The organism is Nocardioides coralli, assembly GCF_019880385.1.
GTDB lineage: Bacteria > Actinomycetota > Actinomycetes > Propionibacteriales > Nocardioidaceae > Nocardioides > Nocardioides coralli.
Genome location: NZ_CP082273.1, coordinates 832,830 through 857,918, shown reverse-complemented (window position 1 = coordinate 857,918; position 25,089 = coordinate 832,830). Strand labels below are relative to the sequence as shown.

Here is a 25,089-nt window from a genome sequence, read left to right as displayed (position 1 = left end):
TCGGGGGGGCGCTGTGTAACCTCCGTCACGGCTCGGATTTTAACGCTAAACACACAGGCCGGCGCAAGGCGGGTCGTCAGGAGGTGGACGTGGCCGACGCTCCGACGCCGCGCCCCCCGCGCGGCCCCACCCCCCACGGCAGCGCCACCCTCGGCGACGTGGCCCGACGCGCCGGCGTGTCCGCGCAGTCGGTCTCCAACGCGCTCCACCACCCCGAGCGGGTCCGGGAGGACACCCGCGAGCGGATCCTCGCCGCCGTCCGCGAGCTGGGCTACCGCCCCAACCGCGCGGCGCGCACGCTGCGCAGCCGTCGGTCGCGGCTGATCGGGGTCAAGGTCGAGCCCTCGCGCGACGACCGCGCCGCGCTGCTCCTGGACCAGTTCCTGCACGCCCTCGCCGAGTCCGCAGCCGAGGCCGGCGCGCACCTCATCCTCTGTCAGGCCGCCGACGAGGCCGAGGAGATCGTGGCCTACCGCGAGCTGCTCGACACCACCTCCGTCGAGGCCTTCGTGCTGGCGAGCACCCACGCCGACGACGGGCGCGTGGCCGCGCTCCGTGACTGGGGCGTCGCCTTCGCGACCTTCGGACGGTCGTGGGACGGCGACGACCAGCTCGCCTGGGCCGACGTCGACGGACGCGGTGGTCTGCGGCTGGCCACCGAGCACGTGGCGGCCCAGGGACACACGCGGATCGCCCACATCGGCTGGCCGGCGTCCTCGGAGACGGGACGCGACCGCCGGGCCGGCTGGACGGAGGCCTGCCAGGAGCTGGGCCTCGCCAGCGACCTCGAGGAGCAGGTCGTGGACGACGTCGACGAGGGCCGCGCCGCCGCCCACCGGCTGCTCGACCGTGCCGGTCCCGCGACTGCACTCACCTGCGCCTCGGACACGCTGGCGCTGGGGGCGCTGCGAGCGCTCGCCGACCGCGGCCTGCGTGCCGGTCCGGACGTCGCGGTCACCGGCTTCGACAACTCCCCCGCCGCTGCGCTGACGACCCCGGGCCTCACCAGCCTCCGCCAGCCGTTGGACGCCGTCGCCCGGGAGCTCGTCGGCGCGATCGAGGCCCAGCTGGCCGGCGCAGCCGACCGCCGACAGGCACTGCTCCCCCCGGAGCTCGTGATCCGTGACTCCAGCCTCCGCGGCCGGAGCCCTGCCACACCACCCATCACCGAGGAGAACCCATGACCATCCCGTCCCCCCGACGTGCCCTCCTGCCCCTGGGCCTGACTGCCGCGCTGACGCTGTCGGCGTGCGGCGGCTCCGGCTTCGAGGGCGGGTCGGAGTCCTCCGGCCCCTCCGGCGAGATCAGCGTCCTCATCGGCTCCTCCGGCGACGCCGAGACCCAGGCGGTCCAGGACGCGGTCGCCGCGTGGTCGGAGGAGAGCGGCGTCGACGCGGAGGTGCAGGTCGCCTCCGACCTCCCCCAGCAGCTCAGCCAGGGCTTCGCCGCCGACAACCCGCCCGACGTCTTCTACGTCTCCACCGACACGCTGGCCGGCTATGCCAACAACGGCTCGCTGCACGCCTACGGCTCCGAGCTCTCCAACGCGGACGCGTTCTTCCCGAGCCTGGTCGAGGCGTTCACGGTCGACGACGAGTTCTACTGCGCGCCGAAAGACTTCTCGACGCTCGGACTCGTCATCAACGACAAGCTGTGGCAGCAGGCCGGCCTCACCGAGGCCGACATCCCGACCACGTGGGACGAGCTGGCCCAGGTCGCCGAAACCCTCACCGAGGGCGACCGCGTCGGCCTCGCCTTCGGGCCGGAGTACCAGCGCGTCGGCGCGTTCTTCCCGCAGGCCGGCGGCGCCATGGTGAGCGAGGACGGCACCGAGGCGACCGTCGACAGCCAGGAGAACCTCGAGGCCCTCCAGTTCGTGCAGGGCATGATGCAGGACGGCACCGCGGCGTACTCCTCCGACCTCGGCGCAGGCTGGGGCGGTGAGGCGTTCGGCAAGGAGCTGACCGCCATGACGATCGAGGGGAACTGGATCGCGGGTGCGATGGAGGCCGACTTCCCGGACGTGAAGTACACGGTCGCCGAGCTGCCCGAGGGGCCTGCCGGTCCGGGGACGTTGGCGTTCACGAACTGCTGGGGCATCGCCGAGGCGAGCGGTGACAAGGAGGACGCCGTCGACCTCGTCGAGTTCCTGACGACCGAGGAGCGCCAGCTGGCCTTCGCCGACGCCTTCGGGGTCATCCCCTCGGTCGAGTCCGCCGCTGACCAGTACGCCGAGGACCGCCCGGAGTTCGCCCCCTTCATCGCCGGCGCCGACTACGCGCAGAACCCGCCCGCCCAGGAGGGTGCCGCCGACGTCATCGCCGACTTCAACGCCCAGCTCGAGGGTCTGAAGAGTGGTGACCCCGCGGCGATCCTCGCCTCCGTGCAGCAGTCCTTGCAGGCGGTCGTCGAGCAGGGCTCGTGAGTCGACGCACCATCACCCGCGGGCGCACCCGCGACGGCTGGCTCTTCATCTCGCCGGCCGTCGCGGTGCTCGCGGTCTTCCTCGCGTTCCCGGTGCTGATGGCGCTCTGGGTCAGCGTCTCCGACTGGCGTGGCGTCGGCAGCCCGTTTGCCGGGGACGTGTCCTTCGTGGGGCTCGACAACTACCGCTCCATCCTCACGGGCGGCACGCTCGCCCAGCGGGACTTCGGCACCGCTCTGCGCAACAACTTCTACTACGTGCTGCTCGTGGTGCCGCTGCAGACCGCGCTGGCCCTGGCCCTGGCGGCGCTCGTCCACGCGAAGGCGCTCAGGGGCCGCGGCTTCTTCCGCACCGCCTTCTACTTCCCCAGCGTCACCAGCGCCGTCGCCATCACCGTGCTGTGGCTCTTCCTCTTCGACACCCGCGGCGCCGTCAACGAGGTGCTGGGCTGGATCGGGCTCGCGGGCCCCAACTGGTTCCAGGACCCGCGGGGCATCCTGCACCTCGGCCTCTCCGCCGTCGGCGTCGACGGCGCCCCGGCCGCGATGAGCGGGGGTGGCTTCCTCGGCATCACCTGGTGGGACTGGGCCGCCGGCCCGTCGGTGGCGATGTTCGCGCTCATCCTGCTGGCCGTCTTCACCACCTCGGGCACGTTCATGTTGTTGTTCATCGCCGCCCTCAACAACATCGGCGAGGAGATCGACGAAGCCGGCATGATCGACGGTGCCAATGCCTGGCAGCGGTTCTGGCACCTGACGCTCCCCATGCTCCGGCCGACCCTCTTCACGGTGCTGACGCTCGGCCTGATCGGCACCTGGCAGGTCTTCGACCAGATCTACACCGGCACCCAGGGTGGTCCCGCGAAGACGACCGTGACACCGGCCTACCTCTCCTACGAGTCGGCCTTCGCCGACCAGCAGTGGGGCCAGGGTGCCGCCATCGCGTTCATCCTGTTCGCCATCATCGTCGTGCTGACCCTGGTGCAGCGCGCGGCACTGAGGAGTCGCCCATGAGCGTCCGGACGGCGTCTCCTCGCCAACACCTGCTGCTCTACGGCCTGCTGGCCGTGCTCGCGGTCGTCTACATCGCTCCGTTCCTCATCGACATCGCCACCTCGTTCAAGACCGAGGCCGAGGCAGCCGAGAGCCCCGTGTCGCTGGTGCCCCAGACCTTCACGACGGCGGCGTACGAGCGCCTCTTCCTGCGCTCGGACTTCCCGCTGTGGTTCGCGAACTCCGCGGTGGTGACGCTCCTGGTCACGCTGGGGCGGGTGCTCTTCGACTCCATGGCCGGCTATGCGCTCGCGCGCATCCCGTTCCGGGGCCGCGCGGTGGTCTTCGCGCTCGTCGTGGCCGTGATGGCGGTCCCCAACGTGGTGCTGCTGATCCCCAAGTTCCTGGTCATCAACCAGCTCGGGATGTTCAACTCCTACAGCGGGTTGGTGATCCCGCTGCTCGCCGACGCGGCCGGCATCTTCATCATGAAGAACTTCTTCGAGTCGATCCCGGTGAGCGTGGAGGAGCAGGCCCGCATCGACGGGGCCGGCACGTTCCGGCTGTTCTGGTCCGTGGTGCTGCCGATGGCCCGGCCTGCCGTCGTCACCATCGTCATCCTGTCCTTCCAGGGCTCCTGGAACGAGCTCAACCACTTCGTCGTCGCGAGCAACGACCAGGACCTCTTCACCCTCACCAAGGGCGTCGCCCAGCTCGCCTCCGGGGCACTCAGCCAGGGCACCCAGTACCCCATCAAGCTGGCCGCGGCGGCGGTCATGACCATCCCGGTCGCCGTCGTGTTCTTCGTGTTCCAGAAGCGGATCATGAACGCGAGCGCCGGCGCCGTGAAGGAATGAGGGGCGCCGGAGAACTCAGGAGCCGGGGCCGGCAGCGGCCCTCCGGTGCTGCCGGCGGTGGAGGAGCAGGTCGACGCCCGTCTTGAGCCCCATGAGGAGGACTGCCGGCAGTGCGTGCGTGAGGCCCGCGTCGCCGCCCACCGCGAGCAGCAACCAGAAGCCGGCGATGATCCCCACGTGCAGCACCAGCATCCGCGGGTAGGGCTGGACCATCGCCGTCCCCGGTGACACCCGGGACCGCTCGTCGCCCCGGAACCAGTGCAGGACCGTGGAGAGGGTGTGACTGCCGAGCAGCACCAGGCCGGTCAGGAGCCAGCTCCCCGGATGCAGCTCGGCGTCGGTGGCGTGCGCCATGCCCAGCGCGAAGCCGCCGTGGACCAGCGTGAAGATGCCGTAGTGGACGGCGAAGAATCCCGCGAGGACCCCACCGGCGCGCGAGGGGTCCACCGCCCGTCCGTTGACGGTCAGGGAGCTCGGCCCTCCGCTGGTGCCGCGAGCCGTGGCGACCTTGACGATCGCCAGCAGCCACACCGCGACGTTCTCCAGCCAGTAGACGACGAACACGTCGCCCACCGACATCCGCCCGGTCGCGAGCCCCCACAGCGGCAGCAGGTTGGCCACGACCAGGCTGGTCGCCGCGAGCCTGGAGGCGCCGGTCACCGGCGCCTCGGGCTCGCCGGTGAGCGCCCGGGGCTCGCCCACGACCCTCAGCCGAGTGCGGCGAGAGCCTCGTTGAGCGTCTTGGAGGGACGCATCACCGCCGCGGCCTTCTCCGGGTCGGGCCGGAAGTAGCCGCCGATGTCGGCCGGGTCGCCCTGCACGCCGTTGAGCTCGCCGACGATGGCGTCCTCGTTGGCCGCCAGCGTCTCGGCCAGCCCCGAGAACGCCTCGGCGAGCTCGGCGTCCTCAGACTGCGCCGCCAGCTCCTGCGCCCAGTAGAGGGCCAGGTAGAAGTGCGAACCCCGGTTGTCGATGCCACCGATCTTGCGGGTCGGCGACTTGTCCTCCTCGAGGAACGTCGCGGTCGCCCGGTCCAGGGTGTCGGCCAGCACCTGTGCCCGGTCGTTGCCGGTCTTGCCCGCGAGGTGCTCGAAGGAGGCCGCCAGGGCGAAGAACTCGCCGAGGCTGTCCCAGCGCAGGTAGTTCTCCTCGATCAGCTGCTGCACGTGCTTGGGTGCCGAGCCGCCGGCACCGGTCTCGAAGAGGCCGCCCCCGTTCATCAGCGGCACGATCGAGAGCATCTTCGCCGACGTGCCGACCTCCAGGATCGGGAACAGGTCGGTGTTGTAGTCGCGCAGCACGTTGCCGGTCACCGAGATGGTGTCCTCGCCCCGCCGGATCCGCTCGAGCGAGTAGGTGCAGGCCTCGGCCGGCGGCATGATCTCGATGGTCAGCCCGTCGGTGTCGTGCTCGGGCAGGTACTCCTCCACCTTGGCGATCAGGTTGCGGTCGTGCGCCCGGGTCTCGTCGAGCCAGAAGACCGCGGGGACGCCGGTGGCGCGCGCCCGGGTGACGGCGAGCTTCACCCAGTCGCGGATCGGCTCGTCCTTGGTCTGGCACGCGCGCCAGATGTCGCCCGGCTCGACCTGGTGCGACATCAGCTCGTTGCCTGAGGAGTCGAGGACCTTGACGGTGCCGGCGGCGGGGACCTCGAAGGTCTTGTCGTGCGAGCCGTACTCCTCGGCCTTGCGCGCCATCAGCCCGACGTTGGGCACCGAGCCCATGGTCGCCGGGTCCAGCTTGCCGTGGGCCTTGCAGTCGTCGACGACGGCCTGGTAGACGCCGGCGTAGGACGAGTCGGGGATGACCGCGAGGCAGTCGTCCTCCTGGCCGTCGGGACCCCACATGTGACCGCCGATCCGGATCATGGCCGGCATCGAGGCGTCGATGATGACGTCGGAGGGCACGTGGAGGTTGGTGATGCCCTTGCGGTCGTCCACCATCGCCATCCGCGGCCCCTCGGCGAGCCCGGTCTCCACCGCGGCCTTGATGGCGTCACCCTCGGGCAGGTCGGCTGCGCCGGACAGCAGCGCGCCCAGCCCGTCGTTGGGTGAGATGCCGGCCGCGGCCAGCTGCTCGCCGTACTGCTCGAAGAGCGTCGGGAAGAAGGCCTGCACCACGTGGCCGAAGATGATCGGGTCCGACACCTTCATCATCGTCGCCTTGAGGTGGACCGAGAACAGCACGTCGTCGGCCTTGGCCCGGGCGATCTGCTCGCCGAGGAAGCGCCGCAGGGCAGCCACGTTCATGAAGGTGGAGTCGACGACCTCGCCGGCCTCCACGGGGACCTCGTCCTTGAGCACGGTCTCCGTGCCGTCGGCGGCGACGTGGACGATCCGGAGGGTGTCGGCGTCCTCGACGACGACCGACTGCTCGTTGGAGCGGAAGTCGTCGTGCCCCATGGTGGCGACGGCGGTCTTCGAGTCGCTGCTCCACTCACCCATCCGGTGGGGGTACTTCTTGGCGTAGCCCTTCACGGCCGCCGGCGCCCGGCGGTCGGAGTTGCCCTCCCGCAGCACCGGGTTGACCGCCGAGCCCTTGACCTTGTCGTACCTGGCCCGGGCCTCGCGCTCCTCGTCGGTCTGCGGGTTCTCCGGGTAGTCGGGAAGGTCGTAGCCCTGCTGCTGCAGCTCCTTGATCGCTGCCTTGAGCTGCGGGATCGACGCGGAGATGTTGGGCAGCTTGATGATGTTGGCCTCCGGCGTCGTGGCCAGCTCGCCGAGCTCGGCCAGCGCGTCACCGATCCGCTGCTCCTCGGTGAGCCGGTCGGGGAACTGGGCGATGATCCGGCCGGCCAGCGAGATGTCGCGGGTCTCGACGGTCACACCGGCCTGGGCGGCGTACGCCTCGACGATCGGCTTGAACGAGTACGTCGCGAGCAGCGGCGCCTCGTCGGTGAGGGTGTAGATGATCCTGGATGCAGCGGTGTCGGTCACCCTCGTGACGCTACTAGAGGACGCGCCGACCCAGAACCGCGGCCGCCTCACCCCGAGGTGAAGTCCACCAGCTCCAGCCGCTCGCCCTCCTCGTCCCCGGGCTCACGGAGCACGAGCCCCACCCCGGGGGCGTGGTGGCTGACGTCGACCCGGCCGGGCTCGAGCGCGCTGGTCTCCTCGAGGACGAGCACCCCGTCGAGGTCCCCGAACGGAACCGCGGCGTCCCCGTCGGTGTCGACCACCCGTGCCCGCTCCTCGGCGACGCCCGGCGCGAGCTGCCGCTCGAACCCGTCGCCGACCCGCGGCCGCGCCGGCATCGCCAACCCTGCCTCGGCCCCGGCGACCTCCGCCTCCCAGACACCCTCGGTCCCGAACCACCAGACGTTGCCCGCCCGGTCCTGGGCGTACCAGTCGACGGACTCCACCGCGTCGCTCGCGGGGCCCTCCCGGGTGGTGCGGACCTCGGTCATGGCGACCCCGGCCACCTCGTGGTCCCCGGCCTCCACCACGACCGTGACGGTGACGCCGCCCCCGGCCTCGTAGACCCAGGTGTTGCCGGCCGCGAGCGGCAGCCACGGGTTGTCGATCCCCTCCACGAAGTCGGCGGGGTCGGGGTCCGGTGTCGGGACCACCAGACCGTCCACCCCGGTGGGCGGCGCCGTCGGCGGGTCCCCGGCGCAGCCAGCCAGCAGCAGGACGGCAGCCACGAGCGCAGCGGGACGGGCGGACGGGGGCATGTCCACAGCATGGCGTACCGCTGCTAGCGTCGGATCCGGTCCCACCCGTCCCACTGCGTCAAGGAGCTCGACGTGACCGCACCCCTCAAGGTGGCCGTGACCGGCGCCGCCGGCCAGATCGGCTACAGCCTGCTGTTCCGTCTCGCGAGCGGGGCGCTGCTGGGGCCCGACCGTCCCGTCGAGCTGCGGCTGCTCGAGATCGAGCCCGCGCTCAAGGCGCTCGAGGGCGTGGTCATGGAGCTCGACGACTGCGCCTTCCCGACCCTGACGGGTGTCGAGATCGGTGCCGACGCCGAGCAGGTCTTCGACGGCGTCAACCTGGCCCTGCTGGTGGGAGCCAAGCCGCGCGGGCCCGGCATGGAGCGCGGCGACCTGCTGGAGGCCAACGGCGCGATCTTCACCGCGCAGGGCAAGGCCCTCAACAAGGTGGCCGCCGACGACGTCCGCATCGGCGTCACCGGCAACCCGGCCAACACCAACGCGCTGATCGCGCTGAGCAACGCCCCCGACATCCCCGCGGAGCGGTTCTCCGCGCTCACCCGGCTCGACCACAACCGCGCCATCTCCCAGCTGTCGGCCAAGACCGGCGCCGCGGTCACCGACATCACGAAGATGACGATCTGGGGCAACCACTCCGCGACCCAGTACCCCGATATCTTCCACGCCGAGGTCGGCGGCAAGAACGCAGCGGAGCTGGTGGACGACCAGGCCTGGATCGAGAACGACTTCATCCCGACCGTCGCCAAGCGCGGCGCTGCGATCATCGAGGCCCGGGGTTCCTCCTCGGCAGCCTCGGCCGCCTCGGCCACGATCGACGCCGCTCGTGACTGGCTGCTCGGCTCGCCCGAGGGCGACTGGGTCTCGATGGCCGTGCGCTCCGACGGCTCCTACGGCGTGCCCGAGGGCCTGGTCTACTCCTACCCCGTCACGACCCGCGACGGCGACTGGGAGATCGTGCAGGGCCTGGAGATCGACGACTTCTCGCGCGGCAAGATGGACGCCACCGCCGCGGAGCTCGAGGAGGAGCGTGCCGCCGTCAAGGACCTCGGCCTGATCTGAGCGCCCCCTCCGGGTAACGACGCCCGCCGGCGCTCAGGGGCCGGCTCAGGGACCGGGCGGCCCCTCCGGGATGTCCCCGGCCAGCACGACCAGCACCACGCCCACCACGGCGAGGCCCGTGCTGTCGACGAGCCGGTGGCGTACGGCGAGCATCCCGGCCTGACCGGCCGGTACCGCGAGCCGGCAGCCGGCGGCGAAGAGCAGCGAGGCCCCCATCCAGCGCACGCCGGTGCGCCAGTCGTCGACGACGGCGACCGCGAGACCGACGACGACCCCCAGCAGCGCGACGAGGTAGAGCATCCCCCCGATCGTGGAGGGGTAGCGCCGCGGCGGAGCGGGGTCCGGCGGCTGCGGATCCGGGTGGGTCACGATCAGGCCGCGGCCCGCTCGGCGGCCTCGACGATGTTGGTCAGCAGCATCGCGCGGGTCATCGGACCCACCCCTCCGGGGTTGGGCGAGACCCATCCCGCGACGTCCCACACCGAGGCGTCGAGGTCACCGGCGATCTTGCCGTCGACGCGGGAGACGCCCACGTCGAGCAGCGCGGCGCCCGGCTTGACCATGTCACCGGTGATGATGCCGGGCACCCCCGCGGCGGCGACGACGATGTCGGCCTCGCGGACGTGGGCGGCCAGGTCGCGGGTGCCGGTGTGGCACAGGGTCACCGTGGCGTTCTCCGTACGCCGGGTCAGCAGCAGCCCCAGCGGGCGGCCCACGGTCAGGCCGCGGCCGACCACCGTCACCTCGGCACCCGCGATCTCCACGCCGTGCCGACGCAGCAGCTCGATGACGCCGACGGGCGTGCAGGGCAGCGGGCCGGTCTCGCCGAGCACCAGCTTGCCGAGGTTGGTGGGGTGGAGGCCGTCGACGTCCTTGTCCGGGTCGACGCGCGACAGCAGCGCGAACTCGTCGAGACCCGTCGGCTGCTGGACGAGGAACCCGGTGCACGCGGGGTCGGCGTTCAGCTCGTCGATGACCGCCTCCACCTCGGCCTGGGTCGCGGTGGCCGGGAGGTCGCGGCGCAGCGAGGTGATGCCGATCTCTGCGCAGTCCTTGTGCTTGGCACCGACGTACCAGTGGGACCCGGGGTCGTCGCCCACGAGCACCGTCCCGAGGCCGGGGACGGTGCCGCGCTCGCGGAGCTTGGCGACGCGTTCGGTCAGCTCCGCCTTGATCGTCCGGAGCGTGCTGGTGCCGTCGAGCTTCTGGGCCGTCACGGGGGTCATCCTTCCATTGAGGGTCACGAGGTCTCGACACGCTCCCTCGCGGCTTCGTTCCTCAGCCGCGGTCGCTGCTCGACCACCGACGATCGCTCCGGCTCCGCCGTAGCGATCAGTGGGCGAAGTGGCGGGTGCCGGTGAGGTACATGGTCACGCCGGCGGCCTCGCACGCCTTGACCGTGAGCTCGTCGCGGACCGAGCCCCCCGGCTGCACGATCGCCGTGACGCCGGCATCGATGAGGATCTGCGGGCCGTCCTCGAACGGGAAGAACGCGTCGGAGGCCGCCACGGAGCCGGCGGCCCGGTCGCCGGCGCGCTCGACCGCCAGGCGACAGGAGTCGACCCGGTTGACCTGGCCCATGCCGATGCCGACGGAGGCGCCGCCGCGGGCCAGCAGGATGGCGTTCGACTTCACCGCGCGGCAGGCCCGCCATGCGAACGCGAGGTCGGCCAGCACCTCGTCCGGCGCCGCCTGGCCCGTGGCCAGGGTCCAGGTCGCCGGATCGTCACCCTCGGCGTCGATGCCGTCACGCGCCTGCATCAGCAGCCCGCCCGACACCGGCCGGATCTCGACACCACCGGGCCCCGCCGGCGCGCACTCGAGGAGCCGGATGTTCTTCTTGGCCGCCAGCACCTCGACCGCACCGTCCTCGTAGCCGGGTGCGACGACGACCTCGGTGAACACCTCGGCCACCTGGTGGGCCATCGCCACCGAGACCGGCACGTTGGTGGCGATCACCCCGCCGAACGCCGACACGCTGTCGCACTCGTGGGCCAGCCGGTGGGCCGCGGCCACGTCCTCGGCGACGGCGATGCCGCACGGGTTGGCGTGCTTGATGATGGCCACGGCCGGCCGGTCGAAGTCGTAGGCCGCGCGGCGGGCGGCGTCGGCGTCGACGTAGTTGTTGTAGGACATCTCCTTGCCGTGGAGCTGGCGCGCCTGGGCGAGCCCGGGCTCCGGCACGTGGCCGCCCTCGTAGAGAGCGGCCCGCTGGTGGGGGTTCTCCCCGTAGCGCAGCACCGACGCGCGCTGCCACGTCGCACCCGCCCAGGCAGGGAAGCCCGACCCGTCGGAGGTGTCGGTGAGGACGTTGCCCATCCAGGACGCCACCGCCACGTCGTACGTCGCGGTGTGCCGGAACGCCTCGGCGGCCAGCCCCTGCCGCTCGGCCAGGGTGAAGCCGCCCGCAGCGACCGCAGCGAGCACGTCGGCGTAGCGCTCCGGAGAGGTGACGATGGCGACGGAGGGGTGGTTCTTGGCGGCGGCGCGCACCATCGAGGGACCACCGATGTCGATCTGCTCGACGCACTCGTCCGGACCGGCGCCGGAGGCGACCGTGTCGGTGAAGGGGTAGAGGTTGGAGACGACCAGGTCGAACGGTTCGACCCCGAGGTCGGCGAGCTGGGCGACGTGGCTGTCGAGGCGCCGGTCGGCCAGGATCCCGGCGTGGACCCGGGGGTGCAGGGTCTTCACCCGCCCGTCGAGGCACTCGGGGAACCCGGTGAGGTCCTCGACCTTCGTGACGGGGATCCCGAGACCCTCGATGAGCGCGGCCGACCCGCCGGTGGAGACGATCTCGACCCCGGCCTCGTGGAGCCCCCGGGCGAGGTCCTCCAGCCCGGTCTTGTCGTAGACGGACACCAGCGCCCGACGGATCTCGATGCGGGCTGCGTCGTCGGGCTGGGACACGGGACGGCTCCTCATGCAGTTCGGAGGTGAGCACCCAGGCGGTCGATGCTCATCGCGGTCACTCCCCGGTGGTTGCCCACCTGCGCCAGTCGTGTGCGCTCACCCTATCCGCACCGAACGGCCGTCGACGGACCAGCCCTCGCGGGCCATCCGGCCGACGGTCTCCACCAGCATCGCCCGTTCCGAGACCTTGATCCGCTCGTGGAGCACCTCGACGGTGTCGTCGGCCTCGACCGGCACCGCGACCTGCGCCAGGATCGGGCCGGTGTCGACGCCACCGTCGACGACGAACAGCGTGGCGCCGGTGACCTTCACGCCGTAGGCGAGGGCGTCGCCCGGTCCATTGGTGCCGGGGAAGGCGGGGCACAGCGCCGGGTGGGTGTTGACCGTCGGGAACCGGTCGAGGAACTCCTCGCTGACCAGCTTCATGAAGCCGGCGAGCACCACCAGGTCGGGGTCGTGCTCGGCGACCGCGTCGGCCAGGGCGCGGTCCCAGTCCTCCCGCGACGGGTGGTCGGCGAGCCGGCACACGAACATCGGCAGCCCGGAGCGCTCTGCCCGCGCCAGCCCCTCGATGCCGTCACGGTCGGCGCCGACGGCGACCACGACCGCGCCGTACGCCGGGTCGGCGCACGCGTCGAGCAGCGCCTGCAGGTTGGTGCCGGAGCCGGAGACCAGGACGACGAGTCGCACGCGGCGACTCTAGGCGGCCGCGCGTGCCGCGCGTCGCTGCCACCCGGTCATGACCAGGCCGCCGACCAGGCCGCCGATGCCCAGGGACGTGATCGCGTGCACGAGCACGTCGGAGGAGAGCGGCCCCACGACCTGCAGCCGGCCCGGTCCGGCGGCGCCGCCGGCCACGGTGGCGAGCCATCCGAGCAGCAGGCCGGCAGCCACGCCGCCGGCACAGCCGCGCAGCGCCCCCTCCTCCCAGCGCAGGGTGGGACGGCGTCGCTGGGCGAGGGCCGCACCGACCGCGGCCGCGACCGGGGGGATCGCGACCAGCCCCACGGCCCAGGCGGGCACGGCGCCGCTGTCGGGCAGCGCGGCCAGCAGCGGGACGGCGGGCAACGGCCCGGTCACCACGAGGGTGGGCGAGACCAGCGTCTGGGTGCCCACGGTGAAACCGGGACCGAGCAGGTAGGCGGCGGAGAACACGGTGGCGTTGGGCACCAGCAGCACGGCCACGAGAGCCATCACGACCGCCTCGCCGGTGCCCAGCTGCAGGCTCGCGAGGACGTTGACGGCGGTCGCCACGTCCAGGAGGAGAGCGGTGAGGAAGACCACGAGCGCGGCGAGCAGCACCGAGCGCAGCACGGCGCGGCACGCCGCCGCGGTGGCGCGCAGGTTGCCGGGCAGCATCGCCGACCAGATGGCGGCGCGGCCGCTGCCGACGGCGATGGCACTGCCGCCGGCGAGGACCGCGAGGGCCACCGACCAGGCGACGGTCCGGGGGCCTGAGGGCTGGGTGGCCGGGGTGGCTGCCAGCGCCAGCGTCACGGTCGCGACGGCGACGTACCCGGCGGTGAACCAGAACGTCGACACCGGCACCGTCCAGTCGCGCTCGCCGTCGGAGATCTGGTCGGCGTCGGGCCCGTGACCGGAGACCGCCTGGCCCACGCGCTGCCCGATCCGCCACGTCGCCCACGCCGAGAGTACCGTCACCAGCAGGGGGACGACGGTGACGAGGGTGCCGCGCACGGACACCCCGGAGCCGTGGGCCATCAGCCACCCGTGCGCACCGACCCTCAGGGCGTCGCGCGGCAGGCCGTGGGCGCCGGCGTCGGTGAGGAACCAGCCGGTGACCGCGAGGCCGAGGCAGGTGAGCAGCACGCTCCCGGCTGCGGCGACTCCTCCGGCCAGCGACAGCAGCGCCAGCGGACGCCGCGACCGGGGGTCGACCCACCCCTCGGGGGCGCGTTCGGGAGCCGAGAGCAGGGAGGTCATGGCCCGGCCATCATCGCCCCGGGAGGCACCGCTCGGGGGTTCCCACGCCGGTGTGCGTCCGCCGCCGCGGCCTCGTAAGGTGGTCCGGTCATGATCCAGCCCGACGAGTTCGACGCCTTCTACAAGCGCGCGCGGACCCGGCTGCTGCTCCAGACATACGCCCTGACCGGCGACCTGCCTGCCGCCCGCTCGGCGGTCCGCGACGCCTTCGTGGTGACGTGGCACCACTGGCGGAAGGTCAGCCGGCTGCCCGACCCGGAGGGGTGGGTCCGGCCGCTCGCCTGGTCGCACGCGCACCGGCGCCACACCGCCCGGATCTGGCACCGTGACAAGCACCTCGACGCCGAGGCCAAGGCGACGCTCGCCGCCCTCGGCAAGCTCTCCTACTCCCAGCGCAAGGCACTGCTGCTCGACCAGCTGACGGACCTGCCGGCCTCGGAGCGGGCCCGGGAGCTCGGGGCGACCCGGGCGGACGCCGACCGCCAGCTCCAGGCCGCCACCGAGAAGTTCCTCGCCCAGCGCGAGGTGGGGGCGGACCAGGTCACCGCGCTCTTCGACCAGCTCCACGTCCTGGTGCTCGACACTCCGTGGCCGCGGTCCTCCATCATCCGACGGTCCGGGGCTTCCCGGCGCCGCTGGCACACGCTGGTCGGGGCCGCCGTGGCGCTCGCCGCCCTGGTGGCCTCCGGGACCGCCGTCTCGGTCACCCCTGCCGCGGACTCCCCCGACGCCCCGGCCACACCCTCGGGTGTGCAGCGGCCGATCGCCACCACCGTCTTCGACGCCGACCGGCTGCTGAGCGCCGAGGCGGTCTCCGTGGTCGTCGACGGCAACGGCTGGCGCGAGGGTCGGACCTCCGACAACGCCGACGGCGACGGCAAGGTGACGCCGTGCCAGCAGGCGCGGTACGCCGACCCCGACGGGCTGGCCGCGCTGGTGCGGCGGTTCGCCGATCCCGCCGAGGGTCGCGGATCCCGGTCCTCGGTCGTGCAGGTGGCCGAGCTCTCCGAGGACAAGGAGGCGGCCGAGAAGTCGTGGGAGCGGCTCGTGGGCTGGTACGCCGGCTGCACGGCGCCCCGGGTCCAGCTGCTCGGCTCCTACGACGTCCCCGACGTGGGCCACCAGGCGATGCTGCTCCACCTGCAGGACTGGAAGCGCGACGCCACCTACCTGGTCGGCGTCGGCCGCAGCGGCGAGGTCACGACGACGACCTTCCTCCACACCGGGACCGCGCGGCGGCCCGACCTGCGCGCAGGAGCCCGGCTCCTGGGCGAGGCCGTCGAGCACCTCTGCGGCGCGTCGGAGGGGGCGCGCTGCACCCCGACCGACGCCCGACCGCGGACGATCCCGCCGCCGAAGGTGGGCGAGGTGCCGGGCATGCTGATGGAGGTCGACCTGCCGCCGGTGCGCACCGTGGCGGAGCCGTGGGTCGGCACGGAGGCGCGCCAGGCCCGGGAGAACGCCGCCGCGACCCGGTGCGACCAGACCGACTTCTCGCAGCGGCCGATGACCAACGCCATGACCCGCACCTTCCTGATCCCCAACAGCAAGCTGCCGGCGGCGTTCGGCCTCACCGAGACGGTCGGCACCCTGCCGGTGCGCCGCGCCCGCGGTTTCATCGCCCGGGTGCGCGACCGGATGCGGACGTGCACGGACCGTGACCCGGGCTCGGAGGTCGTGCCGCTCACCTCGGCCTCCGGCCCCGAGCGCGACCTCTCGATCTGGCGGGTCACCTCGGAGGTCAGTGACGCGCAGACCGTCACCTACTGGATGGGCGTGATCCGGACGGGGACGGCGGTCGGCCAGGTCGGCTTCGTCCCGAGCAACCAGGCCACGCTCGACCCGGCGGCCTTCGACGCTCTCGTCCGCCGGGCGTGGGCGCGCCTGGAGTACCTGCCGCGACCGGGTCGCTGACTCACAACCGCTCGGCCAGGTCGACCACCGCGGTCGCGGTCTCGTGCGGGGCCACGACCACGTGCAGGTGCCCGGCGTGCGGGAGCACCGAGACCGGCCACCCCAGGTCCCCGGCGCGCTCGATCTCGGCGGCGTACGTCGTGGCGCCCAGTGCGAGGTAGGCGCACCGCCCCCCGGCCCACCCGGCCGGGAGGTCCACCGTCGCCTCGACGTAGGACAGCGGCACGCGCGGCACCAGGGGTCCCACCTGCCCGGACCAGGGCTCGGGCAGGACCTCGGTCAGCTCCTCCTGGGACCACCACCGCGTCCAGGGCGGGAGCAGTCCGTCGGCGTCGGCGATGTCGGCGAGTGCCCGGCGCAGCGGTGGCGGCGCCAGGGCCGTCCTGCCTTCGTCGGCTGGCAGGGCGGCGTCCACGAACACGGTGCGGCACCCCGCGACCGCGTGGGCGACCAGCGGCGCGAGGAGCCCCGCGTTGCTGTGCGCGACGAGCACGGCGTCACGGAGGTCGGCCGCCTGGCGCGACCACTGCTCGACCAGTCGACCTGCCTCCGGCGGACCGTCGTACGTCGCGACCCGGGTCGGGACGCCGAGCTCGGTCAGCGCCGTGGCGAACCACGCGTAGACGGCCGGTCCGAGGAAGGGGCTCGGCAGCACCAGACCGGTGGTCATCGGGGCGTGAGCACGCAGAACTCGTTGCCGTCCGGATCGGCCATCACGACCCAGCTGACGTCGCCCTGACCGATGTCGAGAGGGGTCGCCCCCAGGGAGATCAGTCGCTCGACCTCGGCACGTTGCGTGACCCCGACCGGCGGCGCGACGTCGAGGTGGAGCCGGTTCTTCCCCAGCTTCGGCGCGACCGGTGGCCCGCCCCAGGTGATCTTGGGACCCCCGTGCGGCGAGCGGATGGCCGTCTCCTGGTCCTGGTCCCAGACCAGCGGCCACCCGAGCGCGTTGCTCCAGAAGTAGCCGACCGCCTGGGTGCCGTCGCAGGCCAGGGCGCCGATGAACCCGCAGTCGGCCAGGAAGCTGTTGCCGGCCGGGATGACGCAGAACGCGTTGCCCTCCGGGTCGGCGAGCACGACGTGCCCCTCCTCGGGCCGCTGCCCGACATCGAGGTGGCTGGCACCCAGCGCCAGCGCCCGCGCCACGGTCTCCTCCTGAGCCGAGAGATTGCTCGTCAGGTCCAGGTGGATCTGGTTGGGACCGCGTCTCGGTTCCTCCGACGGCGCGAAGTCGAGCTGGAAGCCGGTGTCGTCGGCCGGCAGCAGCGACACGACCCCCTCGTCGTCGACCTCGGACTCCCAGCCGAGAAGACCGCCCCAGAACCGCGCCAGGGCCGGCGCGTCGTGGGCGTCGAACACCAGGGCGGACAGGGTGCAGGGCACGACACGGACGCTAGGTGCGGGCCGGGGCCGCGGCAACCGGTTTGACGACGACGGCCGACGACCCCGGCCAGGACAGCCCGGGTCGTCGGCCGTGGAGGCACGCAGGGTGCCTCAGAGGTTCTTGACGATCTCCCGCATCAGCTCGGCGGTCTCGGAGGGGGTCTTGCCGACCTTGACGCCCACCGCCTCGAGCGCCTCCTTCTTCGCCGCGGCTGTGCCGGACGAGCCGGAGACGATGGCGCCGGCGTGGCCCATCGTCTTGCCCTCGGGTGCGGTGAACCCGGCGACGTAGCCGACGACCGGCTTGGTGACGTGGTCCTTGATGTAGGCCGCGGCCCGCTCCTCGGCGTCGCCACCGATCTCGCCGATCATCACGATCGCCTTGGTCTCGGGGTCGTTCTCGAACGCCTCGAGCGCGTCGATGTGGGTGGTGCCGATGACCGGGTCGCCGCCGATGCCGATGGCGGTGGACATGCCGTGGTCGCGCAGCTCGAACATCATCTGGTAGGTCAGCGTGCCCGACTTCGAGACCAGGCCGATCGGGCCCTTGCCGCAGATGGTGTGGGGCGTGATGCCGGCCAGCGACTCCTCGGGCGTGATGATGCCGGGGCAGTTCGGGCCGATCATGCGGGTCGACTTGCCCTCGAGGTAGGCGAACACCTCGGCGGTGTCCTGGACCGGGACGCCCTCGGTGATGACCACCAGCAGGCCGATGCCCGCGTCGATGGCCTCGATGCAGGCGTCCTTGGTGAACGCCGGCGGGACGAAGACGACCGACACGTCGGCGCCGGTCTCGGCCATCGCCTCCTTGACGGTGCCGAAGACCGGCAGGTCCTTGCCGGCCAGCTCCACGCTGGTGCCCGCCTTGCGGGCGTTGACCCCGCCGACGATGTTGGAGCCGGCGTCGAGCATCAGGGTGGTGTGCTTGGAGCCCATGCCACCGGTCATGCCCTGGACGATGATCCTGGAGTCCTTGTTGAGGAAGATCGACATGAGGTCTTCTCGCCTTTCAGCCTGCGTTGTTCGAGTGTGCGAGCTCGGCGGCCTTGTCGGCCGCGCCGTCCATCGTGTCGACCATCGTGACCAGCGGGTGGTCCAGCTCCTCGAGGATCTGGCGGCCCTTGTCGACGTTGTTGCCGTCGAGACGGACGACGAGCGGCTTGCTCGCCTCGTCGCCGAGGATCTCCAGCGCGCCCTTGATGCCGTTGGCGACCTCGTCGCAGGCGGTGATGCCGCCGAAGACGTTGACGAAGACGCTCCTGACCTGCGCGTCGTGGATGATCACGTCGAGACCGTCGGCCATGACCTGCGCGTTGGCGCCGCCGCCGATGTCGAGGAAGTTGGCCGGCTTGACCCCGCCGTGCTTCTCCCCGGCGTAGGCCACGACGTCGAGGGTCGACATCACGAGCCCCGCGCCGTTGCCGATGATCCCGACCTCGCCGTCGAGCTTGACGTAGTTGAGGCCCTTGTCCTTGGCCTTGGACTCCAGCGGGTCCGACTCCTCGCGGATCACGAAGGCCGCGTGGTCCTCGTGCCGGAACTCGGCGTTCTCGTCGAGGGAGACCTTTCCGTCGAGCGCCTCGAGCTTGTCGCCGGAGAGCCGGGCGAGCGGGTTGACCTCGACGAGGGTGGCGTCCTCCTCGACGAAGACGGTCCAGAGGTTCTGGACCATCTCGACGGCCTGGTCGCGCAGCTCGGCCGGGAAGCCGGCCTCGTCCACGATCGCCTCCGCCTTGGCGCGGTCGACACCGCTGCCGGCGTCGACCGGGATCTTCTTGACGGCGTCGGGGTTGGTCTTGGCGACCTCCTCGATCTCGACGCCGCCCTCGACGCTGGCGATGCAGAGGTAGGTGCGGTTGGAACGGTCGAGCAGGAAGGAGAAGTAGTACTCCTCCTCGATGGAGGCTCCGGGCACGACGAGCACCCGGTTGACCGGGAGGCCCTTGATCTCCAGGTCGAGGATGGCGCGGGCGGCCTCCTCGGCCTCCTCCGGCGTCTTCACGACCTTGACGCCGCCGGCCTTGCCGCGACCCCCGGCCTTGACCTGGGCCTTCACCACGCTGACGCCGCCGATCTCCTCGGCCGCGGCGCGCGCGTCCTCCGGGGTCTCGACGGTCCGGCCGAGCGTGACGGCCACTCCGTGCTTGGCGAAGAGCTCCTTCGCCTGGTACTCCATCAGGTCCACTGGTCCCAGTCCTTACCTGTTCCACGACGCGAGGGGATTCCATCGGCACCCTAGTGCGTGGGCGGGGTGACGACGAGAGCGGGTGGCGCGGGACCCCCGGCCGTGCTCAGCCCGCCGCGCGACGCTCCGCCAGCAGGGCCAGACGTCGCAACGTCTCCTCGTTGCGCCAGTGCAGCAGCGGCTGCCTGGCCACGGACGGCACCATCCGCCCGGGACCGGACACGGCATCCTCCTCGATGACCACCTCGACGCGGTTCCGCTGCGCCCGGGTCCGGAAGGTGACCTCGGCCCTGCCGGCGGGCCAGGCCCGCGCCGAGAGCCGCAGCAGCCGCTGCGGTTCGCACTCGAGGGCCTCGGTCGTGTCGTCCAGCAGCGCGGGCCAACCACCCACCGAGTGGTGGAGGCGGGTCCCCTCCGATGGCCAACCCCCGTCCACGACCCGCATCCGGGACGCCCCCACGACGAACAGCGGGTAGAGCCACCCGTCGGAGAGGATCTCCCACACGTCGCCGACCGTGCAGTCCATCACCCGGGTGTTGCTGCTCATGCGTGCCCTCCCACCGTCGCGTCGCCAGGTCGTCGCCCGGGTACCCGGAGGCGACCCCGGCCATGCGGGACGGCGGGTCCGCCGCTCAGGCAGGGCGGAGCGGCGCGTCCCCGGTCTCGTAGGCGGTCGCCACGAGCCCGACGAAGCGGGCGACCGCGTCCTCGCGCGGCGAGAACGGCCCCGGCCGGAAGTGGGGGCTCACCAGCCCGCGCTGCACCGACTCGCAGGCCGCCCAGTCCTGCCGGTTGGTCAGGTCCCAGAAGTCGACGGCGTACGCCGGGTCGGGCAGCGTGCCGTCGGAGGCGGGTGGGAACAGCCACGTGCACTCGATCCAGGTGCGTCCCGGCTCCAGCGGCAGCAGGCGGTGGGTCATCACGTAGTCGGGATGGGCCGAGACCAGCAGGCTGGGCAGCACGTGCAGGTACTCGACCGTGCGCTGCGGCGCCCCCTCGATGGGCCGACCCCCGGACTCACCGGTGAGCGACATCGTCACCGTGCCCGGCCGCAGGTCCATCCGCCCGCCCACCCACCATCCGGGCAGGTCGTAGTTGTCGCCCGAGGTCGGCGGGCTCACGGCGCACAGCTCCGGGTGGATCTCGGGGCAGTGGTAGCACTCGTGGTAGTTCTCCGCGACCACCTTCCAGTTGGCCGCGACCTCGTAGCCGTGCCGCGCGCCCACGCGCAGCTCGGCGAGCCGGTACGGCGCGAGCAGGTCGGCGACGGCGCCGAGCTGGTCGGCCAGCGGGACGACGTCGGGCGAGCCGAGCGGGTCCAGGCCGTGCCCGAAGAGGAAGCCGCCCCACTCCTCCAGCGGCAGCTCGACCAGGCCGTGCTGCTCCCGGGACAGCTCCGGCGGGTAGCCCGGCGCCGCCAGCAGCGCACCGGACAGGTCGTAGGCCCAGCCGTGGTAGGGGCAGGTCACCGCCGGGCGAGCGGAGCTGCCGCCGTCGGGGACCAGCTCGTGACCACGGTGGCGGCAGGTGTTGGCGAACAGGCGGGGACCGTCGGCGGACGCGGTCAGCAGTGCGGGTACGTCGCCGAGCACGCACCCGCGCTGGGTGGTCCCGTCGACCAGCAGCTCGTCCCGGCGCCCCAGGCACACCCAGCCGCCGGCGTACAGGTGGCGCCGCTCCCAGGCGAGGACGGCCGCGGAGGTGTAGGCCACCGCGGGGAGCATGGAGCCGAGGTCCGGCTCAGGTGACAGCGGCGGCATCCGGGTCGGCGAAGTGCGCCTGCACCCAGTCGGTGATCTCGTAGGTGGGCGCGCCCGGGGTGAACACCTTGGCGACACCCAGCTCCTCGAGCACCGGGATGTCCTCCTCCGGGATGATCCCGCCGCCGAAGACCACGATGTCGGAGGCGTCGCGCTCGGCGAGCAGCTCGACGAGCTTGCGGAACAGCGTCATGTGGGCGCCGGAGAGGACGGAGAGCCCGATCAGGTCGGCGTCCTCCTGGATCGCCGTCTCCACGATCTGCTCGGGGGTCTGGTGGAGGCCGGTGTAGATCACCTCGTGACCGGCGTCGCGCAGGGCTCGGGCGACGATCTTGGCGCCACGGTCGTGACCGTCGAGGCCCGGCTTGCCGACCACGATCCTGATCCGGCCGCTGCTGGGGGACGTCATGTCCCGCAGGCTATCCGACACCGGCCGACGCGTGATCCCGGCCACCCACCACGGTGCGGACCCGGGGAAGATCCACAGAACGGTGACATCCGGGTAACGAGACATCCACAAAGGCCTCGGTCACGATTTTCCCCGTCGTTGCCGATCCGTTACAGTCACTCCTCGTTGTCTCTGGACCCCCGACCGGAAGCACCGCCATTCATGGGTAGTCACCGCGCGGACAGTCGCGCCCCTCGTCGCCGCACCCCGGCGGCGGCTGACCCCACCCCGGCGACCTCACCGCGGCGCCACGCCGCACCCGGTCGGCGCCGCGCCAGCAAGCACACCGGCTCCCGCGGGCCCCTCTTCCGGGGGCTCCCCTCGGTCCCCGTCCTCCTCGGCGTGGCCGCGCTGGCGATCTCGGCCGGTGGCGCCGTCACCGTCTCCAGCGACGACATCACCGGTGCCTCCTCAGGACGGGTCCTGGCTGCGAACGCCCTCGGGGGCGCGAGCTCGCAGTCCAGCAGCGACCTCCTGGCGGGCCGCCGCACCGTGTCCCGGGACTCCCGCCGCGACGCCCTCGCCGACGCCGCCGACGCCGACCTGGTCGCCGAGGCCGAGGCCCTGACCCGGCAGCGCAACGCCGCGCTGGCGCAGTTCGCCAAGCAGGCCGAGGCCCAGTCCCGCAAGATCGCGCTCAACCAGTGGGTGCTGCCGGTCTCCCCCTCGATCACTACCGCCGAGTTCGGCGACTACGGCCTGTGGGCCAACTACCACACCGGCCTCGACTTCAACGGCCACGAGGGCCAGGAGATCAAGTCGGTCGCCAACGGCGTGGTGACCTCGGTGGGTTACGACGGCTCCTACGGCAACAAGACCGTGGTCACGCTCGAGGACGGCACGGAGATCTGGTACTGCCACCAGAGCAGCTACGGCGTCTCCGAGGGCGACGAGGTCCGCGCCGGGGAGGTCATCGGCTACATCGGCTCCACCGGCAACGTCACCGGCAGCCACCTCCACCTCGAGGTGCGCCCCGGCGGCGGTGACCCGGTGGACCCCTACGAGGCCTTCCTGGTCCACGGCATCACGCCCTGAGTCCCAGGCCACGTCTTCACATCAAGACACCTACAGCTTCTCCACCGGGGCGTAACGCAGCAGCAACCGCTTGACGCCCTCGCTCCCGAAGTCGATCGACGCGACCGCGTTGTCGGCGGCGCCCTCCAGCGCGACGACGGTGCCCATGCCGAAGGAGTCGTGGAGCACCCGGTCGCCGGGCTCGAGACGCGGGATCTCCCGCGCGGGCTGCTTGGCCTTCGCGGCGGCGTCGGCGCGTGCGGCCGCCGAGGAGAAGTTGCGCCGGCCGGCAGCGGTCGGCGTCCCGAGTCCCACCCGGCCGCGGGACACGAGGTCCGGCCTGTTCCACTGCGCCTGTGCCGCCTCGGTACGTCGCCAGTCGACGAGGTCGACCGGCATCTCGTCCAGGAACCGCGAGGCCGGGTTGTGGGAGGGCGCCCCCCACGCGGACCGGACCACGGCGCGCGAGAGGTAGAGGCGTTGCTCGGCGCGGGTGATGCCGACGTAGGCCAGCCGCCGCTCCTCCTCCAGCTCCGGCTGGTCGCCCAGCGATCGTGCGTGGGGGAAGACCCCGTCCTCCAGGCCGGTCAGGAACACCACGGGGAACTCCAGTCCCTTGGCGGTGTGGAGGGTCATCAGGGTCACCACGCCCTGGTCGTCGGTGGCGTCGGGGATCTGGTCGGCGTCGGCCACCAGGGCCACCCGCTCCAGGAAGTCGCCGAGGCCCGGGGCGACCGTGCCGGCGTCCACGTCGCTGGGGTCGGCACTGGGACCGGCCACGGGGTCGTCGGCGAACTCGCGCGCCACGGCGACGAGCTCGGCGAGGTTCTCGACCCGCGTCTCGTCCTGGGGGTCGTCGGAGGCCTCGAGCTCGGCGAGGTAGCCGGACCGGTCGAGCACCGACTCGAGCACCACGTCGGGCCGCTCCCCCGCGTCGACCATCGACTGCAGCTCCTCGACCATCCCGACGAACGCCGTGATGGCCTTGAGGGACCGCGACGCCAGCCCGGGCGCCTCCTCGGCCCGGCGCAGTGCCTCCCAGAAGATGATCCGCTCGCGCTCGGCGAGGGCGGTGATGCACCCGACCGCGCGGTCGCCGATGCCCCGCTTGGGCGTGTTGAGGACGCGGCGCAGCGAGATCTCGTCCGCCGGGTTGACCAGCATCCGCAGGTAGGCCAGCGCGTCGCGCACCTCGCGCCGCTCGTAGAAGCGGACCCCGCCGACCACCTTGTAGGGCTGGCCGGTGCGGATGAAGACCTCCTCGAACACCCGCGACTGTGCGTTGGTCCGGTAGAAGACCGCCACGTCGGCCGGCCGCGCCGCCCCCTGGTCGGTGAGCTGGTCGATCTCCTCGGAGACGAACCTCGCCTCGTCGTGCTCGTCGTCGGCGACGTAGCCGACGATGCGGGCGCCGTCACCGGCGTCGGACCACAACCGCTTGGGCTTGCGCCCCTTGTTGTGCCCGATCACCGCGTTGGCCGCACCGAGGATCGTCTGGGTGGACCGGTAGTTCTGCTCCAGCAGGATCGTGGTGGCGTCGGGGAAGTCCTGCTCGAAGTCGAGGATGTTGCGGATCGTCGCCCCCCGGAAGGCGTAGATCGACTGGTCGGCGTCACCGACGACCATGAGCTCGCTGGGCTGCACCCGCTCCGCGGCAGGGTCGAGGCCCTCCGGGTCGTGACCGCAGAGCTGCTGGATCAGGGCGTACTGCGCGTGGTTGGTGTCCTGGTACTCGTCGACCAGCACGTGCCGGAAGCGGCGCCGGTAGGTCTCGCGCACGTCCGGGAACGCCCCGAACAGGTGGACCGTGGTCATGATCAGGTCGTCGAAGTCGAGGGCGTTGGCCTCGTGGAGCCGGCGCTGGTAGAGGGAGTACGCCGCGGCGACGCTCTCCTCGAAGTGGTTGCGTGCGTCTCGCGCGACCTCCTCGTGGTCGCGCAGCTCGTTCTTGTGGCTCGACATCGTGTGGAGCAGCACGTTGGGCGGGAAGCGCTTCGGGTCGAGGTCGAGGTCCTTCGCGACGAGGGTCATCAGCCGCTTGGAGTCGGCGGCGTCGTAGATGGAGAAGTTGGACTTGAAGTCGAGCCCGGCCTGGTTGAGGACCGTGATCTCCTTGCGGAGGATCCGGACGCAGGCGGAGTGGAAGGTGCTCACCCACATGAGCCGGGCGCGTCGGCCGACCAGGGCCTCGACACGTTCCTTCATCTCGGCGGCGGCCTTGTTGGTGAAGGTGATCGCGAGGACCGACCCCGGGTGGGCCCCCCGCTCGGACACCAGCCAGGCGATCCGGCGGGTCAGCACCCGGGTCTTGCCGGAGCCGGCGCCCGCCACCACGAGCAGCGGAGCACCGGCGTGGACGACCGCAGCGCGCTGCTGCTCGTTGAGCCCCGCGAGGAGCTCCTCGCGTGACGGACCGCGGCGGGCCGAGGGGGCCTCGCGGTCAGCTGTGAGGTGCTCGAATCCGGGGAGCGGTGCCGACGTACTCATCTCACCGCAACCCTACGGCCGCCCACCGACCC

At 72.1% G+C, this 25,089-nt stretch carries 23 protein-coding genes and 1 riboswitch; of the genes, 7 read left to right on the top strand and 16 right to left on the bottom strand.

The window, feature by feature from the left end; translation table 11 throughout:
* Positions 1 to 89 precede the first annotated feature (89 nt).
* The 4 genes from K6T13_RS04200 to K6T13_RS04185 are packed head-to-tail and all read left to right on the top strand — an operon-like array spanning position 90 to position 4,274.
* Positions 90 to 1,184 carry a LacI family DNA-binding transcriptional regulator gene (locus K6T13_RS04200; protein ID WP_222897282.1) on the top strand — a complete coding sequence of 365 codons (1,095 nt, stop codon included), beginning with the start codon at positions 90 to 92 and terminating at the stop codon, positions 1,182 to 1,184.
* The gene (locus K6T13_RS04195) at positions 1,181 to 2,425 is read left to right on the top strand and encodes a sugar ABC transporter substrate-binding protein (protein ID WP_222897281.1); all 1,245 of its coding nucleotides are present in this window, start codon (positions 1,181 to 1,183) and stop codon (positions 2,423 to 2,425) included. The genes K6T13_RS04200 and K6T13_RS04195 overlap by 4 nt, the downstream gene beginning before the upstream one ends.
* Positions 2,422 to 3,438, top strand: coding sequence for a carbohydrate ABC transporter permease (locus tag K6T13_RS04190; RefSeq protein ID WP_222897280.1), 1,017 nt, complete (start codon positions 2,422 to 2,424; stop codon positions 3,436 to 3,438). Before K6T13_RS04195 ends, K6T13_RS04190 begins: the two co-directional genes overlap by 4 nt.
* On the top strand, positions 3,435 to 4,274 hold the full coding sequence (locus K6T13_RS04185) for a carbohydrate ABC transporter permease (protein ID WP_222897279.1): 840 nt from the start codon (positions 3,435 to 3,437) through the stop codon (positions 4,272 to 4,274). Before K6T13_RS04190 ends, K6T13_RS04185 begins: the two co-directional genes overlap by 4 nt.
* Before the next feature lie 15 nt (positions 4,275 to 4,289).
* Here K6T13_RS04185 and K6T13_RS04180 read toward each other — a convergent pair whose 3' ends face one another.
* From K6T13_RS04180 to K6T13_RS04170, 3 genes are read right to left on the bottom strand one after another with little or no spacing between them, the layout of a single operon-like run.
* A complete protein-coding gene (locus tag K6T13_RS04180) occupies positions 4,290 to 4,976 on the bottom strand; it encodes a DUF6498-containing protein (protein ID WP_222897278.1) in 687 nt (228 codons plus the stop codon).
* 5 nt (positions 4,977 to 4,981) lie between these two features.
* Positions 4,982 to 7,210 carry an NADP-dependent isocitrate dehydrogenase gene (locus tag K6T13_RS04175; protein ID WP_222897277.1) on the bottom strand — a complete coding sequence of 743 codons (2,229 nt, stop codon included), beginning with the start codon at positions 7,208 to 7,210 and terminating at the stop codon, positions 4,982 to 4,984.
* 47 nt (positions 7,211 to 7,257) lie between these two features.
* The gene (locus K6T13_RS04170) at positions 7,258 to 7,947 is read right to left on the bottom strand and encodes a hypothetical protein (RefSeq protein WP_222897276.1); all 690 of its coding nucleotides are present in this window, start codon (positions 7,945 to 7,947) and stop codon (positions 7,258 to 7,260) included.
* Positions 7,948 to 8,019: 72 nt separating this feature from the next.
* Here K6T13_RS04170 and K6T13_RS04165 point away from each other — a divergent pair, with 72 nt between their 5' ends.
* Positions 8,020 to 9,006: a malate dehydrogenase gene (locus tag K6T13_RS04165; protein WP_222897275.1), complete on the top strand. Its 987-nt coding sequence runs from the start codon at positions 8,020 to 8,022 to the stop codon at positions 9,004 to 9,006.
* 45 nt (positions 9,007 to 9,051) lie between these two features.
* On the opposite strand, the gene K6T13_RS04160 is transcribed toward K6T13_RS04165, so the two are convergent.
* From K6T13_RS04160 to K6T13_RS04140, 5 genes are all read right to left on the bottom strand, one after another.
* A complete protein-coding gene (locus tag K6T13_RS04160; protein ID WP_222897274.1) occupies positions 9,052 to 9,306 on the bottom strand; it encodes a DUF3017 domain-containing protein in 255 nt (84 codons plus the stop codon).
* Between the two features lie 71 nt (positions 9,307 to 9,377).
* Positions 9,378 to 10,223 (bottom strand): bifunctional methylenetetrahydrofolate dehydrogenase/methenyltetrahydrofolate cyclohydrolase, encoded by an 846-nt coding sequence (locus K6T13_RS04155; RefSeq protein ID WP_222897273.1) that lies wholly within the window; start codon positions 10,221 to 10,223, stop codon positions 9,378 to 9,380.
* A gap of 115 nt (positions 10,224 to 10,338) precedes the next feature.
* Positions 10,339 to 11,931 (bottom strand): bifunctional phosphoribosylaminoimidazolecarboxamide formyltransferase/IMP cyclohydrolase, encoded by a 1,593-nt coding sequence (purH, locus tag K6T13_RS04150; RefSeq protein WP_222897272.1) that lies wholly within the window; start codon positions 11,929 to 11,931, stop codon positions 10,339 to 10,341.
* A gap of 10 nt (positions 11,932 to 11,941) precedes the next feature.
* A riboswitch (ZMP/ZTP riboswitch) is annotated at positions 11,942 to 12,019 on the bottom strand.
* Positions 12,016 to 12,609 carry a phosphoribosylglycinamide formyltransferase gene (gene purN / locus K6T13_RS04145; protein ID WP_222897271.1) on the bottom strand — a complete coding sequence of 198 codons (594 nt, stop codon included), beginning with the start codon at positions 12,607 to 12,609 and terminating at the stop codon, positions 12,016 to 12,018. Its footprint overlaps the riboswitch before it by 4 nt.
* A gap of 9 nt (positions 12,610 to 12,618) precedes the next feature.
* A complete protein-coding gene (locus tag K6T13_RS04140) occupies positions 12,619 to 13,863 on the bottom strand; it encodes a cell division protein PerM (RefSeq protein WP_222897270.1) in 1,245 nt (414 codons plus the stop codon).
* 90 nt (positions 13,864 to 13,953) lie between these two features.
* Between K6T13_RS04140 and K6T13_RS04135 the strand changes: the two genes are divergently transcribed.
* Positions 13,954 to 15,777 (top strand): SigE family RNA polymerase sigma factor, encoded by a 1,824-nt coding sequence (locus K6T13_RS04135; RefSeq protein ID WP_222897269.1) that lies wholly within the window; start codon positions 13,954 to 13,956, stop codon positions 15,775 to 15,777.
* 1 nt (position 15,778) lies between these two features.
* Here the strand turns inward: K6T13_RS04135 and K6T13_RS04130 are convergent, their stop codons facing one another.
* The 7 genes from K6T13_RS04130 to icmB form a co-directional block, all read right to left on the bottom strand.
* Positions 15,779 to 16,447 (bottom strand): alpha/beta fold hydrolase, encoded by a 669-nt coding sequence (locus K6T13_RS04130; RefSeq protein ID WP_222897268.1) that lies wholly within the window; start codon positions 16,445 to 16,447, stop codon positions 15,779 to 15,781.
* Positions 16,444 to 17,163, bottom strand: coding sequence for a VOC family protein (locus K6T13_RS04125; protein ID WP_222897267.1), 720 nt, complete (start codon positions 17,161 to 17,163; stop codon positions 16,444 to 16,446). Before K6T13_RS04125 ends, K6T13_RS04130 begins: the two co-directional genes overlap by 4 nt.
* Before the next feature lie 111 nt (positions 17,164 to 17,274).
* Positions 17,275 to 18,156 (bottom strand): succinate--CoA ligase subunit alpha, encoded by an 882-nt coding sequence (gene sucD / locus K6T13_RS04120; RefSeq protein ID WP_222897266.1) that lies wholly within the window; start codon positions 18,154 to 18,156, stop codon positions 17,275 to 17,277.
* 16 nt (positions 18,157 to 18,172) lie between these two features.
* Positions 18,173 to 19,348, bottom strand: coding sequence for an ADP-forming succinate--CoA ligase subunit beta (sucC, locus tag K6T13_RS04115; protein WP_222897265.1), 1,176 nt, complete (start codon positions 19,346 to 19,348; stop codon positions 18,173 to 18,175).
* Between the two features lie 106 nt (positions 19,349 to 19,454).
* Positions 19,455 to 19,895: an SRPBCC family protein gene (locus tag K6T13_RS04110; protein ID WP_222897264.1), complete on the bottom strand. Its 441-nt coding sequence runs from the start codon at positions 19,893 to 19,895 to the stop codon at positions 19,455 to 19,457.
* Positions 19,896 to 19,980: 85 nt separating this feature from the next.
* Positions 19,981 to 21,060 (bottom strand): aromatic ring-hydroxylating oxygenase subunit alpha, encoded by a 1,080-nt coding sequence (locus K6T13_RS04105; RefSeq protein ID WP_222897263.1) that lies wholly within the window; start codon positions 21,058 to 21,060, stop codon positions 19,981 to 19,983.
* Between the two features lie 28 nt (positions 21,061 to 21,088).
* The gene (icmB, locus tag K6T13_RS04100; RefSeq protein ID WP_222897262.1) at positions 21,089 to 21,517 is read right to left on the bottom strand and encodes a coenzyme B12-dependent isobutyryl CoA mutase small subunit; all 429 of its coding nucleotides are present in this window, start codon (positions 21,515 to 21,517) and stop codon (positions 21,089 to 21,091) included.
* A 201-nt stretch (positions 21,518 to 21,718) separates the two neighbouring features.
* On the opposite strand from icmB, the gene K6T13_RS04095 reads away from it, so the two are divergent.
* Positions 21,719 to 22,591, top strand: coding sequence for a M23 family metallopeptidase (locus K6T13_RS04095; RefSeq protein WP_222897261.1), 873 nt, complete (start codon positions 21,719 to 21,721; stop codon positions 22,589 to 22,591).
* 30 nt (positions 22,592 to 22,621) lie between these two features.
* On the opposite strand, the gene pcrA is transcribed toward K6T13_RS04095, so the two are convergent.
* The gene (pcrA, locus tag K6T13_RS04090; protein WP_222897260.1) at positions 22,622 to 25,057 is read right to left on the bottom strand and encodes a DNA helicase PcrA; all 2,436 of its coding nucleotides are present in this window, start codon (positions 25,055 to 25,057) and stop codon (positions 22,622 to 22,624) included.
* Positions 25,058 to 25,089: the final 32 nt, after the last annotated feature.

Bases quoted from the DNA above. Each gene is read 5' to 3' on its own strand.
- K6T13_RS04195 (WP_222897281.1), top strand. From the start codon at position 1,181: ATGACCATCCCGTCCCCCCGACGTGCCCTCCTGCCCCTGGGCCTGACT.
- K6T13_RS04185 (WP_222897279.1), top strand. From the start codon at position 3,435: ATGAGCGTCCGGACGGCGTCTCCTCGCCAACACCTGCTGCTCTACGGC.
- K6T13_RS04170 (WP_222897276.1), bottom strand. From the start codon at position 7,947: ATGCCCCCGTCCGCCCGTCCCGCTGCGCTCGTGGCTGCCGTCCTGCTG.
- K6T13_RS04160 (WP_222897274.1), bottom strand. From the start codon at position 9,306: ATGCTCTACCTCGTCGCGCTGCTGGGGGTCGTCGTCGGTCTCGCGGTC.
- purH (WP_222897272.1), bottom strand. From the start codon at position 11,931: ATGAGGAGCCGTCCCGTGTCCCAGCCCGACGACGCAGCCCGCATCGAG.
- K6T13_RS04140 (WP_222897270.1), bottom strand. From the start codon at position 13,863: ATGACCTCCCTGCTCTCGGCTCCCGAACGCGCCCCCGAGGGGTGGGTC.
- K6T13_RS04135 (WP_222897269.1), top strand. From the start codon at position 13,954: ATGATCCAGCCCGACGAGTTCGACGCCTTCTACAAGCGCGCGCGGACC.
- K6T13_RS04130 (WP_222897268.1), bottom strand. From the start codon at position 16,447: ATGACCACCGGTCTGGTGCTGCCGAGCCCCTTCCTCGGACCGGCCGTC.
- sucD (WP_222897266.1), bottom strand. From the start codon at position 18,156: ATGTCGATCTTCCTCAACAAGGACTCCAGGATCATCGTCCAGGGCATG.
- K6T13_RS04110 (WP_222897264.1), bottom strand. From the start codon at position 19,895: ATGAGCAGCAACACCCGGGTGATGGACTGCACGGTCGGCGACGTGTGG.
- icmB (WP_222897262.1), bottom strand. From the start codon at position 21,517: ATGACGTCCCCCAGCAGCGGCCGGATCAGGATCGTGGTCGGCAAGCCG.
- K6T13_RS04095 (WP_222897261.1), top strand. From the start codon at position 21,719: ATGGGTAGTCACCGCGCGGACAGTCGCGCCCCTCGTCGCCGCACCCCG.
- pcrA (WP_222897260.1), bottom strand. From the start codon at position 25,057: ATGAGTACGTCGGCACCGCTCCCCGGATTCGAGCACCTCACAGCTGAC.